The sequence below is a fragment of the Terrabacter sp. GCM10028922 genome (genome assembly GCF_042666095.1).
Lineage (GTDB): Bacteria > Actinomycetota > Actinomycetes > Actinomycetales > Dermatophilaceae > Terrabacter.
Window position 1 is genome coordinate 272,284 of the sequence record NZ_JBHTFG010000009.1, and the last position, 17,114, is coordinate 289,397.

A 17,114-nucleotide genomic window follows, 5' to 3' on the forward strand; every position below is an offset into this window, starting at 1 on the left:
CGCCGCACCAGCGGCACGCGTCCACCGGGTTCGTCAGGAAAGGTAAGGAGTAAGCAATGGGTCTCGAAGAGAAGCTCCCAGCCGGGTTCCTGCTCTCGACCGTCGAGGGTCTCGCCGGCTACATGCGCAAGGCCTCGATCTGGCCGGCGACGTTCGGCCTCGCCTGCTGCGCGATCGAGATGATGGCCGTCGGCACGCCCGACTACGACATCGCCCGCTTCGGCATGGAGCGCTTCTCGGCGACGCCGCGGCAGGCCGACCTCATGATCGTCGCGGGTCGGGTCAGCCAGAAGATGGCCCCCGTCGTGCGCCAGGTCTACGACCAGATGCCGAACCCCAAGTGGGTCATCTCGATGGGCGTCTGTGCGAGCTCGGGCGGCATGTTCAACAACTACGCGATCGTGCAGGGCGTCGACCACATCATCCCGGTCGACATCTACCTGCCGGGCTGCCCGCCGCGGCCGCAGATGCTGCTCAACGCGATCATCGAGCTGCACCACCAGATCGAGACCTCGCCCCTCGGCGTCAACCGCGAGGCCGCCGCCAAGGCCGCCGAGGTCGCTGCGCTGTCCGCGACGCCGACCCACCAGATGAAGGGCCTGCTCGCATGAGCGACGGCGAGAAGAAGGACGACCCGGGCGCCGTGAACGCCGACACGACCAAGGACCAGAGCTCCGGCCTGACCCCGCACGAGATCGAGATCCGCCAGCGCGCGGTCGCGGCCTCCGAGCCCGTCGTGGTCGGGGTCCGGCGCGGCATGTTCGGAGCGACGCAGGGCGGCGACACCACGGGCTACAGCGGGCTCGTGCGCCCCATCCTCGTCGCGGGCGCGGCCGAGCGACCCTACGGCAGCTACTTCGACGAGATCGCCGACAACCTCGAGCGCGGCCTCGTCGGTGGGACCGCCTCCTACGCGGAGGCCGTCTCGACCGTCGTCGTCGACCGGGGCGAGATGACCATCCACGTGCGCCGCGAGCACCTGCTCGCCGTCGTGCGCGTGCTGCGCGACGACCCGTCGCTGCGCTTCGAGGTGTGCACCGGTGTCTCGGGTGTCCACTACCCCGACCGGGTCGGCGAGGAGCTCCACGCCGTCTACCACCTGCTGTCGATCACGCACGGTGGCCGTCGCGTCCGCCTCGAGGTGTCGTGCCCCGACGACGACCGGCACATCCCGTCCGTCGTCTCGGTCTACCCGGCCAACGACTGGCACGAGCGCGAGACGTGGGACATGTTCGGCATCGAGTTCGACGGGCACCCCGCCCTGACCCGCATCCTCATGCCCGACGACTGGCCGGGCCACCCGCAGCGCAAGGACTACCCCCTCGGCGGCATCCCCGTCGAGTACAAGGGCGCCACCATCCCACCGCCGGACCAGCGGAGGTCGTACACCTGATGAGCACGCACACCGAGTTCACCCAGACCGAGCTGCCGGACTCCGGCGCCAACGACGTCTACGCCACGTCCGTGGCCGACGAGCAGGCCAGCGAGGGCGCGCACGTCTTCAACGCCGCGGGCGGCGACTGGAACGACCTCGTCGACGAGGCCACCTCGCTCGGCGAGGAGCGCATCGTCGTCAACATGGGTCCGCAGCACCCGTCGACGCACGGCGTGCTCCGGCTCATCCTCGAGATCGACGGCGAGACGGTGACCGAGGCCCGCGCGGGCATCGGCTATCTGCACACCGGCATCGAGAAGAACATGGAGTACCGCACCTGGGTGCAGGGCGTCACGTTCTGCACGCGCATGGACTACCTGACGTCCATGTACCAGGAGGCGGCGTACTGCCTCGCGATGGAGAGGCTGCTCGGCATCACCGACCAGATCCCCGAGCGGGCGAGCGTCATCCGCGTCCTGATGATGGAGCTCTCGCGCATCAACTCCCACACCGTCTGCCTCGGCACCGGTGGCATGGAGATGGGTGCGACGACCGTCATGACCGTCGCCTTCCGCGAGCGCGAGCGCGTCCTGCGGATCTTCGAGATGGTCACCGGACTGCGCATGAACAACGCGTACATCCGCCCCGGCGGCGTCGCGCAGGACCTGCCGCCCGGCGCCATCGACGCGCTGCGCGACATGGTGCCCGAGGTGCGCCGTGGTCTCGGTGAGCTCGAGGCGCTGCTCAACGAGAACCCCGTCCTCAAGGGCCGCACCGTCGACGTGGGTGTGCTGAACCTCGCCGGGTGCATGGCGCTCGGCATCACGGGCCCGGTGCTGCGCTCGACCGGGCTGCCGCACGACCTGCGCAAGCTCGACCCGTACTGCGGCTACGAGACGTACGACTTCGACGTCATCACGCGCACGAGCCAGGACGCCTACGGCCGCCTGCGCATCCGCATCGACGAGATGTACGAGTCGCTCAAGATCGTCGAGCAGTGCATCGACCGCCTCCAGGTGGGCGAGGGCCCGGTCATGGTCGAGGACAAGAAGATCGCGTGGCCGGCGCAGCTCGCGCTCGGCGGCGACGGCCTCGGCAACAGCCTCGACCACATCCGCGAGATCATGGGCACCTCGATGGAGTCGCTGATCCACCACTTCAAGCTCGTCACCGAGGGCTTCCGGGTCCCGCCGGGCCAGGCCTACCAGGCCGTCGAGTCGCCGAAGGGCGAGCTGGGCTGCCACCTCGTCTCCGACGGGGGCACGCGCCCCTACCGCGCGCACTTCCGCGACCCGAGCTTCAACAACCTGCAGGCCGTGGCCGCGATGTGCGAAGGCAGCCAGATCGCCGACGTCATCGTCGCCGTCGCCTCGATCGACCCCGTCATGGGAGGTGTGGACCGTTGAGCGGTCACGACGCATCCGGGCACCTGCACGTCAGCCCCGAGTCCAAGGCGCCGTATGCCGCGGACGTCCTCGAGAAGCTGCACGTCGACGCCGCCGCGGTGATCGCGCGCTACCCGCAGAAGCGCTCGGCGCTGCTTCCGCTGCTGCACCTCGTGCAGTCGGTCGACGGCTACGTCACCGGTCGCGGTGTCAGCTTCTGCGCCGAGGTCCTCGACCTCACCGAGGCGGAGGTCAGTGGCGTCGCGACGTTCTACACCCAGTACAAGCGCCACCCCAACGGTGACTACACCGTCGGGGTCTGCACCAACACGCTGTGCGCCATCATGGGCGGCGACCTGATCTTCGAGCGCGTCTCGGAGCACCTGGGCATCGGCCACGACGAGACGACCGAGGACGGCAGGATCACCCTCGAGCGCGTCGAGTGCAACGCGGCGTGCGACTACGCGCCGGTCGTCATGGCCAACTGGGAGTTCTTCGACAACCAGACGCCCGAGAGCACGATCGGCCTCGTCGAGGACCTCCGCGCCGGCAAGGACGTCGCCCCGACCCGCGGCGCCGGCAAGGTCTGCACGTTCAAGGAGGTCTCGCGGGTGCTCGCGGGCTTCGAGGACGGCCGCGCCGACGAGGGCGTGGGCGCCGGCCCGGCGTCGCTGCTCGGCCTCACCATCGCCAACGAGCGCGGCTGGGTCGCCCCCGGCAGCAACGGCTCGAGCACGTCGCACGCGGACCGGAAGGACGGATCGAAGTGACCGACACCCTGACCCCGATCCTCACGAAGTTCTGGGACGACCCGCAGTCCTGGACCCTCGCGACGTACGAGCGCCACGACGGCTACAAGGCCCTGAAGAAGGCCCTCGACATGCAGCCGCAGGCGATCATCGACGCCGTCAAGGACTCCAGCATCCGCGGCCGCGGCGGCGCAGGGTTCCCCACCGGCATGAAGTGGTCGTTCATGAGCCCGCCCGACGGCGGACCGCGCTACCTCGTCGTCAACGCCGACGAGTCCGAGCCGGGCACGTGCAAGGACGTCCCGCTCATGATGGCCAACCCGCACTCGCTCATCGAGGGCGTGGCCATCTCCTCGTATGCCATCGGCTGCGAGCACGCGTTCATCTACCTGCGCGGCGAGGTCGTCCACGTCTACCGCCGCCTGCTGCGCGCGGTCGAGGAGGCCCGTGCGGCGGGCTACCTCGGAGACAACGTCGGCGGCAAGGGCGTCACGGTCGACATCACCGTGCACGCCGGCGCCGGCGCGTACATCTGCGGCGAGGAGACGGCGCTGCTCGACTCGCTCGAGGGTCGCCGTGGCCAGCCTCGCCTCAAGCCGCCGTTCCCGGGTGCCGCGGGTCTCTATGCGCGCCCCACGTCGGTCAACAACGTCGAGTCCATCGCGTCGGTGCCGGGGATCATCCTCGAGGGCGCCGACTGGTTCAAGGGCATGGGCACCGAGAAGTCCACGGGCTTCGGCATCTTCAGCCTCTCGGGCCACGTCACCAACCCCGGCCAGTTCGAGGCGCCGCTCGGCATCACGATGCGCGAGCTCATCGAGCTCGCGGGCGGCATGCGCGGCGGCAAGAAGCTGAAGTTCTGGACGCCCGGTGGCTCCTCGACGCCGATCTTCACCGAGGAGCACCTCGACGTGCCCCTCGACTTCGACTCGGTCGCCGCCGCCGGCTCGATGCTCGGCACGCGCGCGCTGCAGGTGTTCGACGAGACCGTCTCGGTCGTGCGGGCCGTCGCCCGCTGGACCGACTTCTACGCGCACGAGTCCTGCGGCAAGTGCACCCCGTGCCGCGAGGGCACGTGGTGGCTGCGCCAGATCATGAACCGCATCGAGAACGGCCAGGGCACGCAGGACGACATCGACAAGCTCGTCGACATCTGCGACAACATCCTCGGCCGCAGCTTCTGCGCTCTCGGTGACGCGGCCACGAGCCCGATCACCTCGGCCGTGAAGTACTTCCGTGACGAGTTCGAGGCCGGCATGCACACCCCGGCGCACGAGCTCTTCCCGCCGGAGCGGTCGGTGCTCTTCGACGTCCAGCCCAGCGTCACAACCAAGGAGTCCAGCGGGATGGTGTCCGCATGACCGCCACAGCCTCCAACCCCACGGAGACGAAGCCCGACCAGGTCAGCCTGACGATCGACGGCGTGCCCGTCAGCGTCTCCAAGGGCACGCTGGTCATCCGCGCCGCCGAGCAGATCGGCATCGAGATCCCGCGCTTCTGCGACCACCCCCTGCTCGACCCGGTCGGCGCGTGCCGCCAGTGCCTCGTCGACGTCGCGATGCCCGACCGTGAGGGCAACGTGCGGCCGATGCCGAAGCCGCAGGCCTCGTGCACGATGACGGTCTCCGAGGGCATGGTCGTCAACACCCAGAACACCTCGAAGGTCGCCGACAAGGCGCAGCAGGGTGTCATGGAGCTGCTCCTGATCAACCACCCGCTCGACTGCCCGGTCTGCGACAAGGGCGGCGAGTGCCCCCTGCAGAACCAGGCGATGAGCGCCGGTCGCCCGGTGTCGCGCTTCGAGGACGTCAAGCGCACCTACCCCAAGCCGGTCAACATCTCCTCGCAGGTCCTGCTCGACCGCGAGCGCTGCGTGCTGTGCGCCCGCTGCACGCGGTTCTCCGACCAGGTCGCCGGTGACCCGTTCATCGCCCTCGTCGAGCGCGGTGCGCTCCAGCAGATCGGCATCTACGAGGAGCAGCCCTTCGAGAGCTACTTCTCCGGCAACACCGTCCAGATCTGCCCGGTCGGCGCCCTCACGGGTGCGGCGTACCGCTTCCGCAGCCGGCCGTTCGACCTCGTGTCGACGCCGTCGGTCTGCGAGCACTGCGCGAGCGGCTGCGCGATTCGCACCGACCACCGCCGGGGCGTCGTGCTGCGCCGGATGGCGGCCGAGGACGAGGCGGTCAACGAGGAGTGGAACTGCGACAAGGGCCGCTGGGCGTTCACGTACGCCACACTGCCCGACCGCGTCGAGATGCCGATGGTCCGCGACGCCGACGGTGAGCTCCGGGTCGTCGGCTGGCCCGAGGCCCTTGCCGCGGCTGCTGCCGGACTCTCCGGTGCCAAGGCCGCCGGCGTGCTCGTCGGTGGCCGCGTGTCGGCCGAGGACGCATACGCCTACGGCAAGTTCGCCCGCATCGCGCTCGACACCAACGACGTCGACTTCCGCGCCCGCCCGCACTCGGCCGAGGAGGTCGCCTTCCTCGCCGAGCACGTGGCCGCGACCGGCCCCGAGGGCGGCGCCGTGACCTACGCCGACCTCGAGACGGCCCCCGCCGTGCTGCTCGTCGGGTTCGAGCCCGAGGACGAGAGCCCCATCGTCTTCCTGCGCCTGCGCAAGGCGTACCGCAAGCACAGGACCCAGGTGTATGCCGTCGCCTCCCACGCGACGCGCGGCCTCACCAAGCTGGGCGGCACCCTGCTGCCGACCGTCCCCGGTGACGAGGCCCTGGCCGTCGCCGACCTCGGCTCGTCCGAGCTCGGCGCGAAGGCCCGAGAGGCCCTCGCCGGCGGCGGCATCGTGCTCGTCGGCGAACGCCTGGCCACGTCGCCGGGCGCCCTGCGCGCCGCTGCCGACCTCGCCGCCACGACCGGCGCCCGCCTCGCGTGGGTGCCGCGTCGAGCGGGGGAGCGCGGCGCCCTCGAGGCTGGTGCGCTCGGTGCGCTCCTGCCCGGTGGCCGCCCCGTCGCCGACGCCTCGGCGCGGGCCGAGGTGGCTCGCGCGTGGGACGTCGACCAGCTGCCCTCCACCCCGGCCCGTGACACGGCCGGCATCGTCGCGGCAGCCGCGGCCGGCGACATCGACGCCCTCGTCGTCGGAGGTGTCGACCCCGCCGACCTCGGTGACCCGGCCGCCCTCGCGGCGCTCGAGAGCGCCTTCGTCGTGTCCCTCGAGCTGCGCGAGTCCGCCGTCACGGCCGTCGCCGACGTCGTGCTCCCGGTCGCCGCCCAGGCCGAGAAGACCGGCACCTACGTCAACTGGGAGGGCCGCGTCCGCGCCTTCGACGAGGCGCTGACGAGCAACGCCGTCAGCGACCACCGCGCACTCGACATGCTCGCCAGCGAGATGGGCATCTTCCTCGAGACGCGCACCCAGCGAGAGATCCACGCCCAGTTCGAGGCCCTCGGCCCGTGGGGCGGCGCCCGCGCGACGAGCGCCCCCGTCGGTCAGCGTGCCGCGGCTGCGCCCGCCGGCAGCGGCGACTTCGTCCTGTCCACGTGGGCCACGCTCCTCGACGCCGGCCGCATGCAGGACGGCGAGCCGTTCCTCGCCGGCACCGCACCGAAGGCCGTCGCGCGCCTGTCGGTCGCCTCGGCCGCCGCGCTCGGTGTCGCCGACGGCGACGACGTCACGGTGACCGGACCGGCCGGCAGCGTCACGCTGCCCGCCGCCGTCACCGAGGCCATGGTCGACGGCGTCGTCTGGCTCCCGACCAACTCGCGCTCGACCAACCAGGACGTCTCCGTCCGCACGGGCCTCGGCACCGACGCCGGTGGCCGCGTCCACGTCACGAAGGGTGGTGCGGCATGAGCCTCGGCCTGACCGCATACGGGGTGGCGGCGACGCTGCCCATGAGCGAGAACCCCTCGGCCGACTTCAGCGACACCCCCTGGTGGGTCGCCCTGATCAAGGCCGTCGGCATCTTCGTCTACCTGCTGCTGTCGACGCTTCTCGTCATCTGGTTCGAGCGCCGCGTCATCGGTCGCATGCAGCAGCGCCCCGGCCCCAACCGCAACGGCCCGTTCGGCCTGCTCCAGACCCTCGCCGACGGCATGAAGTCGATGCTCAAGGAAGACATCACGCCGGCCAACGCCGAGAAGCTCATCTACACGCTCGCGCCGCTCATCGCCGCGACGATGGCCTTCGTGTCGTTCGCCATCATCCCGCTCGGCGGCACGGTCTCGATGTTCGGCCACGAGACGCCGCTGCAGGTCACCGACGTCCCCGTCGCGGTGCTGCTCGTGCTCGCCGTGGCGTCGGTCGGCGTCTACGGCATCATCCTCGCGGGCTGGAGCTCCGGCTCGACCTACCCGCTGCTCGGTGGCCTGCGCTCGACGGCCCAGGTCATCAGCTACGAGATCGCCATGGGTCTGTCGCTCGTCGCGATCTTCCTCTACAGCGGCTCGATGTCGACGTCGTCGATCGTGGCGGCCCAGAGCTCGCTCTGGTACATCCTCCCGGCGTTCTTCTCCTTCGCCGTCTACGTCATCACGATGGTCGGCGAGACCAACCGCCTGCCGTTCGACCTCGCCGAGGGCGAGGGTGAGCTGACCGGTGGCTTCCACACCGAGTACTCCTCGATGCGCTTCGCGATGTTCTTCCTCGGCGAGTACGTCAACATGTTCACCGTCTCGGCCCTCGCCACGACGCTGTTCCTCGGCGGCTGGCAGGCGCCCCCGTTCATCTCGGCGATCAACGACAACATGTTCGGCGGGGGCTGGTGGGGACTGCTCTGGTTCACCCTCAAGCTGTGGCTCTTCATGTTCGTGTTCGTCTGGCTGCGCGGCTCGCTGCCGCGCGTGCGCTACGACCAGTTCATGCGCTTCGGCTGGAAGTTCCTCATCCCGATCACCCTCGCGTGGGTCGTCGCCGTCGCCTTCATCCGTGGAGCGCAGCTCGGCTTCCTCGGTGACAGCAAGCTGACGATCGCCGGACGCGAGCTCTCGGTGGCGACCGTCGTCATCGTCAGCGTCGTCGCCGTCATGGCGCTCGCCGCGGCCTGGATCTGGGACGACAAGCGAGCCGCGAAGGCCGCTGCCGAGGACGAGGCGCCACCGGAGGAGATCGACCCGTTCGAGGACGGCTACCCCGTGCCGCCGCTGCCGGGCCAGCGCCTTGTCGAGCCGGGGCCACGCCTCGGCGCCGCGCGCGAGCCGGTGCTCACGCCCGCCGGCACCTCGAGCACCTCGACCGCCGTCAAGGAGGAGGACCATGGCTGACGACACCGTCGGCAAGGACGTCACACCCCAGGGCTCGTCGGGCCCGAACGGGGCCCAGGTGGGCTCGCCGCGCCAGCAGCGCTCGGGCTCGGAGCGTGAGAAGGGCTTCCTCTCGGAGCTGTTCGCGCCCGTCGCCGGCTTCGGGGTGTCGTTCTCAACGATGTTCCGCAAGGTCGCCACCGAGGAGTACCCCGAGAAGCCGCGCCCGACCGCTCCGCGCTTCCACGGCCGCCACCAGCTCAACCGTCACCCGGACGGACTCGAGAAGTGCGTCGGCTGCGAGCTGTGCGCGTGGGCCTGCCCGGCCGACGCGATCCTCGTCGAGGGGGCCGACAACGACGACACCCCCGGTGGTGCCGGACGCTTCAGCCCCGGCGAGCGCTACGGCCGCGTCTACCAGATCAACTACCTGCGCTGCATCTTCTGCGGCCTGTGCATCGAGGCCTGCCCGACGCGCGCCCTGACCATGACGAACTTCTACGAGCTCGCCGACAACGACCGCGGCAAGCTGATCTTCACCAAGGACCAGCTGCTCGCGCCGCTCCAGGGCGGCATGCTCCCGCCGCCGTTCCCGATGGCGGACGGCATGGAGGAGCGCGACTACTACCTGGGCAAGGTCAGCGGCCCGACCGACGGGCAGCGGGCCTACGTCGACGCCCACGACGCCGGCACCGACGACGACGCGAGCGACTTCGCCGAGGCGCCCGGCAACGTCGGGGCCTCGGTCCCCGGCCAGCACGACGTCGTGCACGCCGCCCACCCGACCTCCGCCGACACCCGGGAAGGGGCCAACCCGTGACCTCCACCGCCGAAGCCGTCGGCTTCTGGCTGCTCGCCCCGCTCGCGGTCATCGCCGCGCTGGGCCTGCTCTTCGCCAGGAAGGCCGTGCATGCCGCACTGGGCATGGCGCTCGTCATGTGCATCCTCGGCGTCTTCTACATCATGCAGAAGGCCGACTTCCTCGGCATCGTGCAGATCTTCGTCTACACGGGCGCCGTGATGATGCTCTTCCTCTTCGTCCTCATGCTCGTCGGCGTCGACTCGTCCGACTCGATCGTCGAGACGCTCAAGGGGCACCGGTGGGCCTCGTTCCTGCTCGTCATCGGCCTCGCCGGAGTGCTCTTCTTCTCGATCGGTGCCGCCACCGTCGACGAGCCGACCGTCCAGGCGGGCATGGACAAGCTCGTCTCGACGAACGCCGAGACCGGCAACGTCACCGGGGTCGCCGAGCTGATCTTCGGCCAGTACGTCTGGGTCTTCGAGATCACCTCCGCCCTGCTCATCACGGCCGCCCTCGGCGCCATGGTCCTGGCCCACCGCGAGCGCCTCACGCCTCGCATCACGCAGGCCGAGTGGGCCGCCAAGCGCGTCCGCGACAACACCCACGTCGCGGGCCTGCCCGTGCCCGGCGTCTACGCCCGCCACAACGCGGTCGACACCCCGGCGCTGCTGCCCGACGGAACGCCCAGCGACCTGTCCGTCTCGCGCGTCCTCGTCGCGCGCGACCAGGTCGCGACCGCCGACGGCTTCAAGGACGTCGAGCGCCACATGGAGCGCGAGATCGAGGAGGGTCGCAAGTGAGCCCGATGCACTACGTCTACCTCGCGGTGCTGCTCTTCGCGATCGGCGCGGCCGCCGTGCTGACGCGACGCAACGCGATCATCGTCTTCATGGGCGTCGAGCTCATGCTCAACGCGACGAACCTCGCCCTTGTCACCTTCTCCCGGATGCACGGCTCCCTCGAGGGCCAGGTCATGGCCCTGTTCGTCATGGTCGTCGCCGCCGCGGAGGTCGTCGTGGGCCTCGCCATCATCATGGCGATCTTCCGTGCCCGCCGGTCGGCCTCGGTCGACGACGCCAACCTGCTGAAGCTGTAAGGAGCGCCGGCCAGAATGGGAACTCTCGTCCAGACGCTCGCGAGCTCACCGAGCACGCTGAGCACCCTGAGCACGTATGCCACCGGGCTCGCCGGTCACGAAGGTGAGGCGCACGCCGCCACCGGCGTGACGGCATACGCCTGGCTGCTCGTCGCGCTGCCCCTGCTCGGTGCCGCGGTGCTGCTCCTCGGCGGCCGCCGCACCGACAAGGTCGGGCCCGTGCTCGCCACGGCCCTCTCCTGGGGGGCCTTCGTCGTCGGCGCGCTCGTCTTCCTCGCGATGCTCGGTCGTGGCGCCGAGGACCGCGCGGTCGGCATCGACCTCTTCGACTGGGTCGCCGCCGGCTCGTTCAAGGTGAGCGCAGGCCTGCTCGTCGACCAGCTGTCGATGACCTTCGTCCTGCTCATCACCTTCGTCGGCTCGCTCATCCACGTGTACTCCATCGGGTACATGGAGCACGACGTCGACAAGCGGCGCTTCTTCGCCTACCTCAACCTCTTCGTCGCGGCGATGCTGCTGCTCGTCCTGGCCAACTCCTACCTGCTGCTCTATGTCGGCTGGGAGGGCGTCGGCCTCGCGAGCTACCTGCTCATCGGGTTCTGGAACTACAACCCGGCCTACGCGACCGCGGCCAACAAGGCCTTCGTCGCCAACCGAGTCGGTGACTTCGGACTGTCGATCGCGATCATCGTGATGTTCTTCCACTTCGGCGCCGTCGACTTCGCGACCGTCCTGGGCGAGGCGGGCACCAACGCCAACCAGGGCTTCATGACGGCCATCGGCCTCATGCTCCTGCTCGGCGCGTGCGGCAAGTCGGCGCAGTTCCCGCTCCAGAGCTGGCTCGGCGACGCCATGGCCGGCCCGACACCGGTCTCGGCCCTCATCCACGCGGCAACCATGGTCACCGCGGGCGTCTACCTCGTCGTGCGGTCGGCGCCGATCTTCGAGGCAGCCCCGACCGCGCAGCTCGTCGTCGTCATCGTCGGCGCGGTCACGCTGCTCTTCGGTGCCATCGTCGGCTGCGCGAAGGACGACATCAAGAAGGCCCTCGCGGCCTCGACGATGAGCCAGATCGGCTACATGATGCTCGCCGCGGGTCTCGGGCCGGTCGGCTACGCGTTCGCGATCTTCCACCTGATCACGCACGGCTTCTTCAAGGCCGGGATGTTCCTCGGCGCCGGCTCGGTCATGCACGGCATGAACGACCAGGTCGACATGCGCCGCTTCGGCGGCGTGTCCGGCGCCATGAAGATCACGTGGGCGACCTTCGCCCTCGGCTGGCTCGCGATCCTCGGAGTCCCGCCGTTCTCGGGCTTCTGGTCCAAGGACAAGATCATCGAGGCCGCCTTCATCGGCGAGGGTTGGCGCCCGTGGGTCTTCGGCCTCGCCACGCTCATCGGCGCCGGCATCACGGCCTTCTACATGTCACGCCTGTTCTTCATGACCTTCCACGGCAAGAAGCGCTGGACCGACGACGTCCACCCGCACGAGTCCGGCAAGCTCATGACCATCCCGATGATCGTGCTCGCTGCCGGCTCGGCGTTCCTCGGCCTCATCATCGGCCCGACCGGCCTGTTCACCACGTGGCTCGAGCCGGTCGTCGGCGCGCACCCCGAGGACGAGCACCCGGTCCTGCCGGTCGCGGTGATCATGGTGCTGACGCTCGTCCTCGTGGCCGGCGGTGCCGCGTACGCGTGGCTGCGCTACTGGCGCGACGACGTGCCGGTCACGGCCCCCGCGGGCAGCCTCGCGACCCAGGCCGCGCGCCAGGACCTCTACCAGGACCAGGTCAACGAGGCCCTGTTCATGCGACCCGGCATCCACCTCACGCGCTCGCTCGTCTTCGCAGACGGCAAGGGCGTCGACGGTGCGGCCGGCGGGCTCGCCGCCCTCGTCGGCGGCACGAGCTCGCGCCTGCGCAGGCTGCAGAACGGCTTCGCGCGCTCCTATGCCCTGACGATGCTCGCCGGTGTCGTCGCCATCCTCGGTGCACTGTGGGTGATCTCCTGATGACGACCATGTCCAGCGTCCCGTGGCTGACGATTCTCGGGCTCATCCCGCTCGTCGGCGCGCTCCTCGTCGCCTTCGTGCCGGGCACTGCCGAGAACGCCAAGCGGATGGCGCTCGGGTTCTCCCTCGTCACGCTCGTCGTCGGCATCGTCGCAGCCACGCAGTTCGACCGTGCCTCGGCCGCGCAGTTCCAGCTCGGTGAGCAGCACTCGTGGATCCCGCAGTTCGGTGTCTCCTACGCCCTCGGCGTCGACGGCATCGCCCTCGTGCTCATCCTCATGGCGCTCGTGCTGACGCCGGTCTGCCTGCTCGCCGCCTGGCACGACGTGCCGGTGGAGGCCGGGCCGCGCGGTGCCCAGCGGGCCAAGACGTACTTCGCGCTGCTGCTCGTGCTCGAGACGTTCATGGTCGGCGTGTTCGCCGCCACCGACGTGTTCCTCTTCTACGTCTTCTTCGAGGCGATGCTCATCCCGGTCTACTTCCTCATCGGCCGCTTCGGCGGACCGCGCAGGCAGTACGCCGCGATGAAGTTCCTGCTCTTCTCGCTCGCCGGTGGGCTCATCATGCTCGTCGCCGTCATCGCGCTCTACCTGCAGGGCCCGGGTGGCGGCGACGGCTTCCTCATCAGCCGCCTCACGGGCCTCTCGCTCGACCCGACGACCGAGCGACTGCTCTTCTTCGGCTTCTTCTTCGCCTTCGCGGTCAAGGCGCCGATGGTGCCGTTCCACACCTGGCTGCCGGATGCCGCCACCGAGTCGACGCCGGCCACGGCGACGCTCCTCGTCGGTGTGCTCGACAAGGTCGGCACGTTCGGGATGATCCGCTTCTGCCTCCAGCTCTTCCCGGAGGCGAGCCAGTGGGCGACGCCGCTCGTCGTGGCCCTCGCCGTGCTGTCGGTCATCTACGGCGCGCTGCTCGCCATCGGCCAGACCGACATGATGCGCCTCGTGTCGTACACCTCGGTCAGCCACTTCGGTTTCATCGTGCTCGGCATCTTCGCCTTCACCAGCGTCGGGCACTCGGGCTCGAGCCTCTACATGGTCAACCACGGGTTCTCCACGGCGGCGCTCTTCCTCTTCGCGGCCATGCTCGTGCGCCGTCGCGGCAGCAAGCGCATCCCCGACTTCGGCGGCTGGCAGCGCATCACGCCCGCTCTCGCCGGCATCTTCCTCGTCGCAGGCCTTTCGGGTCTGGCCCTGCCCGGCCTGGCGAGCTTCGTCTCGGAGTTCCTCGTGCTCGTCGGCAGCTTCTCGACGCAGCCGGTGGCCGCCGTCATCGCGACGTCCGGCATCATCCTCGCGGCGCTCTACATCCTGCTCATGTACAAGAAGGTCATGACGGGCCCGAAGCCCGAGGGCCTCGTGGGTGCCCGTGAGCACGACCGGCTCGACGAGCCGGGCAGGCGCGGCCTCACCGTCGTGCGTGACCTGACGACCCGCGAGAAGCTCGTGGCCGCGCCGCTCCTGGCCGCGTTCCTCGTGCTCGGCTTCGTGCCGAACCTCGCCCTCGACGTCATCAACCCGGCCGTCGACAAGACCCTGTCGTTCGTCCAGGACGCCATTCCGAACCTCAACCCGGCCGGCACCGTGGCCGAAGGGAGCTCGAAGTGACCGCCGTCGCTCCGCTGGCGCTGCCCGCTCTTCCCGCAGCGTTCCAGCAGTCGAACGTCGACTACCTCGCGATCCTGCCGTTGCTCATCGTCTTCGGCACGGCGCTCATCGGCGTCCTCGTCGAGGCCTTCGTCGCGCGCGAGAGGCGCCACGCCATCCAGGTCGGCCTCGCCGTCGTGGGTCTGCTCGCGGCAGCCGCCTCGCTCATCCTCGCGGCCAAGCACCAAGGCGTCACGATGGGCCTGACCGACGGCGCGACCAACCGGCAGCTGTTCGCCCTGGCCATCGACGGACCGGCGCTGTTCATGCAGGGCACGATCGTGCTCATGGGCGTGCTCGGTGTCCTGACCATGGCCGAGCGGTTCGGTGGTGTGGGTCCCGACGCGTTCACGCCGAGCGGTGCCTCGACGCCGGGCTCGCCGACCGAGACGGCGGCCGCCCGGGCGGGTGCGCTGACCTCCGAGGTCTTCCCGCTCACGATGTTCGCGATCTTCGGCATGATGCTCTTCCCGACGACGAACGACCTCATCGGCATGTTCGTGGCGCTCGAGGTGCTCTCGCTGCCGCTCTACATCCTCTGCGGCCTGGCCCGTCGCCGGCGCCTGCTCTCGCAGGAGGCCTCGCTCAAGTACTTCCTGCTCGGCGCCTTCAGCTCGGCCTTCTTCCTCTTCGGCACGGCCCTGCTCTACGGCTACGCCGGCTCGGTGTACTTCGGCGACCTGAGCAAGGCCATCGCGAGCGGTCCGCTCGCGATGAACGGCCTGCTCCTGCCGGGTGCGTTCCTCGTCTTCGTCGGGCTGCTCTTCAAGGTCGGCGCGGTGCCGTTCCACGCCTGGACGCCTGACGTCTACCAGGGCGCCCCGACCCCGGTCACGGGCTTCATGGCGGCGTGCACGAAGGCCGCAGCGTTCGGCGCGATCCTGCGCCTGGCGTACGTCGGTCTCGACACGGGCCGCTGGGAGTGGACCAACGCGCTCGTCATCGTCGCGCTGCTGACGATGGTCGTCGGCGCGGTCCTGTCGGTGACGCAGACCGACATGAAGCGGCTGCTCGCGTACTCCTCGATCGCGCACGCGGGCTTCATCCTCGTCGGCGTTCTCGCGTTCGACCGCAAGGCCGTCGGCGCCGTGCTCTTCTACCTCGTGGCCTACGGCTTCGCGACCATCGCCGCGTTCGCCATCATCGCCCTCGTACGCCAGAACGGCGCCGAGGCGACGCACCTGTCGCAGTGGGCGGGTCTCGGCAGGCGCTACCCGGTCGTCGCCGGCGCGTTCGCCTTCCTCATGCTCGCCTTCGCCGGCATCCCGCTGACGTCCGGCTTCGTCTCGAAGTTCGCCGTCTTCTCGGCGGCTGTCGGCACGGGTGGCGCGACGGGCACGGTGCTCGCGGTGGTCGGTGTCGTGTGCAGCGCGATCACGGTCTTCGTCTACGCGCGGGTCATCGTGCTGATGTTCTTCAGCGAGGCTCCCGACGACGGCGTCGAGGTCGTCACGCCGTCGGTGTCGACGACGTTCTCGATCGCCATCGGCACGCTCGTGACGCTCGCCCTCGGTGTCCTGCCGTCGGCCCTGCTCGACCTGGCCGACCGCGCCTCGCAGTTCGTCCGATGACGGCCGGCTCGCCGCTGCACCATCACGAGGTTCGATGACGACGCACGCCACCCCCCCGGTGCTCGGGATCCCCGGCGCCACTGCGGACCTGTCGGCGCGCCTGCGCGACGGGCTCGCCCGGGTCGACGCACTCCTCGCCGAGGTCGTCGACCACGAGGACCCGTTCATCGCGCGCGCCTCGGGGCACCTCGTCGAGGCCGGCGGCAAGCGGTTCCGGCCGATGCTCACGCTGCTCGCGGCCGAGCTCGGCGACGGTGTCTCCGACGAGGTCGTGGCGGCGGCGGCCGGGGTCGAGCTGACCCATCTCGCCTCGCTCTACCACGACGACGTCATGGACGAGGCGACGGTGCGCCGCGGCGTCTCCTCGGTCAACGCGGCCTACGACAACTCGACGGCGATCCTCGTCGGAGACCTGCTGTTCGGCAAGGCCTCCGAGCTCGTCGCGGGCCTCGGTGCCGAGGCGGTCCTCATCCAGGCGCAGACGTTCGTGCGCCTGTGCTCCGGGCAGATCCGTGACGACCGGCCGTGCCCCGAAGGGGTCGACCCGGTCGACTACTACCTCGGCGTCCTCGCCGACAAGACGGGCGTGCTCATCGCGACGGCGGGGCGCTACGGCGTCATGTTCAGTGGCGGCACGCCCGAGACGGTCGAGATCATGCGGGCCTACGGCGAGAAGGTCGGGGTGGCCTTCCAGCTCGCCGACGACCTCATCGACATCGCGTCCGACGCCGACGACAGCGGCAAGCTCCCCGGCACCGACCTGCGAGAGGGCGTCGACACGCTGGCCGTGCTGCGCTTCCGGGGGTCAGCCGACCCCGGCGTTCCCGCGGACGCCCGCCTGCTCGAGCTGCTCGAGCGCGACCTGTCGGCTGACGACGTCGCCCTGGCCGAGGCGATCGCGCTGCTCCGCGCTCACCCGGCGCTTGAGCAGGCCCGCGAGGAGACGTATGCCGTCGCCCGCGAGGCGCAGGCCCTGCTCGACCCGCTGCCCCACAGCGATGCGAAGACGGCCCTGCAGGCCCTCGCGATGAGTGTCGTCACCCGCGTCGGCTGACCCACCCCGCGGCTCATCCACCCACCCCCACCACTCAGTCGAGTGGGCAGTTTCACCCGGGTGGCGCCGGTGCAAAGTGCCCACTCGACTTTGCCCACCACTCAGTCGAGTGGGCAGTTTCACCCGGGTGGTGCCGGTGCAAAGTGCCCACTCGACTTGGCCCACCACCCAGTCGAGTGGGCAGTTTCACCCGGGTGGCGCCGGTGCAAAGTGCCCACTCG

General features: G+C 70.0%; 14 protein-coding genes. All 14 read left to right on the forward strand.

The window, feature by feature from the left end:
• Positions 1 to 56 precede the first annotated feature (56 nt).
• Genes ACFQU3_RS10120 through ACFQU3_RS10185 form a run of 14 tightly spaced genes read left to right on the forward strand, consistent with a single transcriptional unit; the run spans position 57 to position 16,893 of the window.
• Positions 57 to 611 carry a NuoB/complex I 20 kDa subunit family protein gene (locus ACFQU3_RS10120; RefSeq protein WP_385909285.1) on the forward strand — a complete coding sequence of 185 codons (555 nt, stop codon included), beginning with the start codon at positions 57 to 59 and terminating at the stop codon, positions 609 to 611.
• Positions 608 to 1,393: an NADH-quinone oxidoreductase subunit C gene (locus tag ACFQU3_RS10125; RefSeq protein WP_385909287.1), complete on the forward strand. Its 786-nt coding sequence runs from the start codon at positions 608 to 610 to the stop codon at positions 1,391 to 1,393. The genes ACFQU3_RS10120 and ACFQU3_RS10125 overlap by 4 nt, the downstream gene beginning before the upstream one ends.
• Positions 1,393 to 2,781 carry an NADH-quinone oxidoreductase subunit D gene (locus ACFQU3_RS10130; RefSeq protein WP_385909289.1) on the forward strand — a complete coding sequence of 463 codons (1,389 nt, stop codon included), beginning with the start codon at positions 1,393 to 1,395 and terminating at the stop codon, positions 2,779 to 2,781. Before ACFQU3_RS10125 ends, ACFQU3_RS10130 begins: the two co-directional genes overlap by 1 nt.
• Positions 2,778 to 3,530, forward strand: a complete 753-nt coding sequence (nuoE, locus tag ACFQU3_RS10135) for an NADH-quinone oxidoreductase subunit NuoE (protein WP_385909291.1) — start codon at positions 2,778 to 2,780, stop codon at positions 3,528 to 3,530. The genes ACFQU3_RS10130 and nuoE overlap by 4 nt, the downstream gene beginning before the upstream one ends.
• Positions 3,527 to 4,870 carry an NADH-quinone oxidoreductase subunit NuoF gene (gene nuoF, locus ACFQU3_RS10140; protein ID WP_385909293.1) on the forward strand — a complete coding sequence of 448 codons (1,344 nt, stop codon included), beginning with the start codon at positions 3,527 to 3,529 and terminating at the stop codon, positions 4,868 to 4,870. Before nuoE ends, nuoF begins: the two co-directional genes overlap by 4 nt.
• A complete protein-coding gene (locus tag ACFQU3_RS10145) occupies positions 4,867 to 7,323 on the forward strand; it encodes an NADH-quinone oxidoreductase subunit G (protein WP_385909295.1) in 2,457 nt (818 codons plus the stop codon). The genes nuoF and ACFQU3_RS10145 overlap by 4 nt, the downstream gene beginning before the upstream one ends.
• Positions 7,320 to 8,732 (forward strand): NADH-quinone oxidoreductase subunit NuoH, encoded by a 1,413-nt coding sequence (gene nuoH, locus ACFQU3_RS10150; RefSeq protein WP_385909297.1) that lies wholly within the window; start codon positions 7,320 to 7,322, stop codon positions 8,730 to 8,732. The genes ACFQU3_RS10145 and nuoH overlap by 4 nt, the downstream gene beginning before the upstream one ends.
• Complete coding sequence (nuoI, locus tag ACFQU3_RS10155; RefSeq protein WP_385909299.1) at positions 8,725 to 9,531, forward strand: NADH-quinone oxidoreductase subunit NuoI; 807 nt, start codon at positions 8,725 to 8,727, stop codon at positions 9,529 to 9,531. Before nuoH ends, nuoI begins: the two co-directional genes overlap by 8 nt.
• On the forward strand, positions 9,528 to 10,313 hold the full coding sequence (locus ACFQU3_RS10160; protein ID WP_385909300.1) for an NADH-quinone oxidoreductase subunit J: 786 nt from the start codon (positions 9,528 to 9,530) through the stop codon (positions 10,311 to 10,313). Before nuoI ends, ACFQU3_RS10160 begins: the two co-directional genes overlap by 4 nt.
• A 5-nt stretch (positions 10,314 to 10,318) precedes the next feature.
• Positions 10,319 to 10,609 carry an NADH-quinone oxidoreductase subunit NuoK gene (gene nuoK, locus ACFQU3_RS10165; protein ID WP_385909521.1) on the forward strand — a complete coding sequence of 97 codons (291 nt, stop codon included), beginning with the start codon at positions 10,319 to 10,321 and terminating at the stop codon, positions 10,607 to 10,609.
• 15 nt (positions 10,610 to 10,624) lie between these two features.
• Entirely contained in the window at positions 10,625 to 12,619 is a 1,995-nt protein-coding gene (gene nuoL / locus ACFQU3_RS10170; protein WP_385909302.1) for an NADH-quinone oxidoreductase subunit L, read from the forward strand.
• 8 nt (positions 12,620 to 12,627) lie between these two features.
• The gene (locus ACFQU3_RS10175) at positions 12,628 to 14,229 is read left to right on the forward strand and encodes an NADH-quinone oxidoreductase subunit M (RefSeq protein ID WP_385909523.1); all 1,602 of its coding nucleotides are present in this window, start codon (positions 12,628 to 12,630) and stop codon (positions 14,227 to 14,229) included.
• A complete protein-coding gene (gene nuoN / locus ACFQU3_RS10180; RefSeq protein WP_385909304.1) occupies positions 14,226 to 15,839 on the forward strand; it encodes an NADH-quinone oxidoreductase subunit NuoN in 1,614 nt (537 codons plus the stop codon). The genes ACFQU3_RS10175 and nuoN overlap by 4 nt, the downstream gene beginning before the upstream one ends.
• 34 nt (positions 15,840 to 15,873) lie before the next feature.
• A complete protein-coding gene (locus ACFQU3_RS10185; protein WP_385909306.1) occupies positions 15,874 to 16,893 on the forward strand; it encodes a polyprenyl synthetase family protein in 1,020 nt (339 codons plus the stop codon).
• The last annotated feature ends 221 nt before the right edge of the window (positions 16,894 to 17,114 follow it).

Coding starts and splice junctions, on each gene's coding strand:
- nuoL (WP_385909302.1), top strand. CDS start 10,625: ATGGGAACTCTCGTCCAGACGCTCGCGAGCTCACCGAGCACGCTGAGC.
- ACFQU3_RS10185 (WP_385909306.1), top strand. CDS start 15,874: ATGACGACGCACGCCACCCCCCCGGTGCTCGGGATCCCCGGCGCCACT.
- ACFQU3_RS10175 (WP_385909523.1), top strand. CDS start 12,628: ATGTCCAGCGTCCCGTGGCTGACGATTCTCGGGCTCATCCCGCTCGTC.
- ACFQU3_RS10145 (WP_385909295.1), top strand. CDS start 4,867: ATGACCGCCACAGCCTCCAACCCCACGGAGACGAAGCCCGACCAGGTC.
- nuoH (WP_385909297.1), top strand. CDS start 7,320: ATGAGCCTCGGCCTGACCGCATACGGGGTGGCGGCGACGCTGCCCATG.
- ACFQU3_RS10120 (WP_385909285.1), top strand. CDS start 57: ATGGGTCTCGAAGAGAAGCTCCCAGCCGGGTTCCTGCTCTCGACCGTC.
- nuoK (WP_385909521.1), top strand. CDS start 10,319: ATGCACTACGTCTACCTCGCGGTGCTGCTCTTCGCGATCGGCGCGGCC.
- nuoI (WP_385909299.1), top strand. CDS start 8,725: ATGGCTGACGACACCGTCGGCAAGGACGTCACACCCCAGGGCTCGTCG.
- ACFQU3_RS10130 (WP_385909289.1), top strand. CDS start 1,393: ATGAGCACGCACACCGAGTTCACCCAGACCGAGCTGCCGGACTCCGGC.
- ACFQU3_RS10125 (WP_385909287.1), top strand. CDS start 608: ATGAGCGACGGCGAGAAGAAGGACGACCCGGGCGCCGTGAACGCCGAC.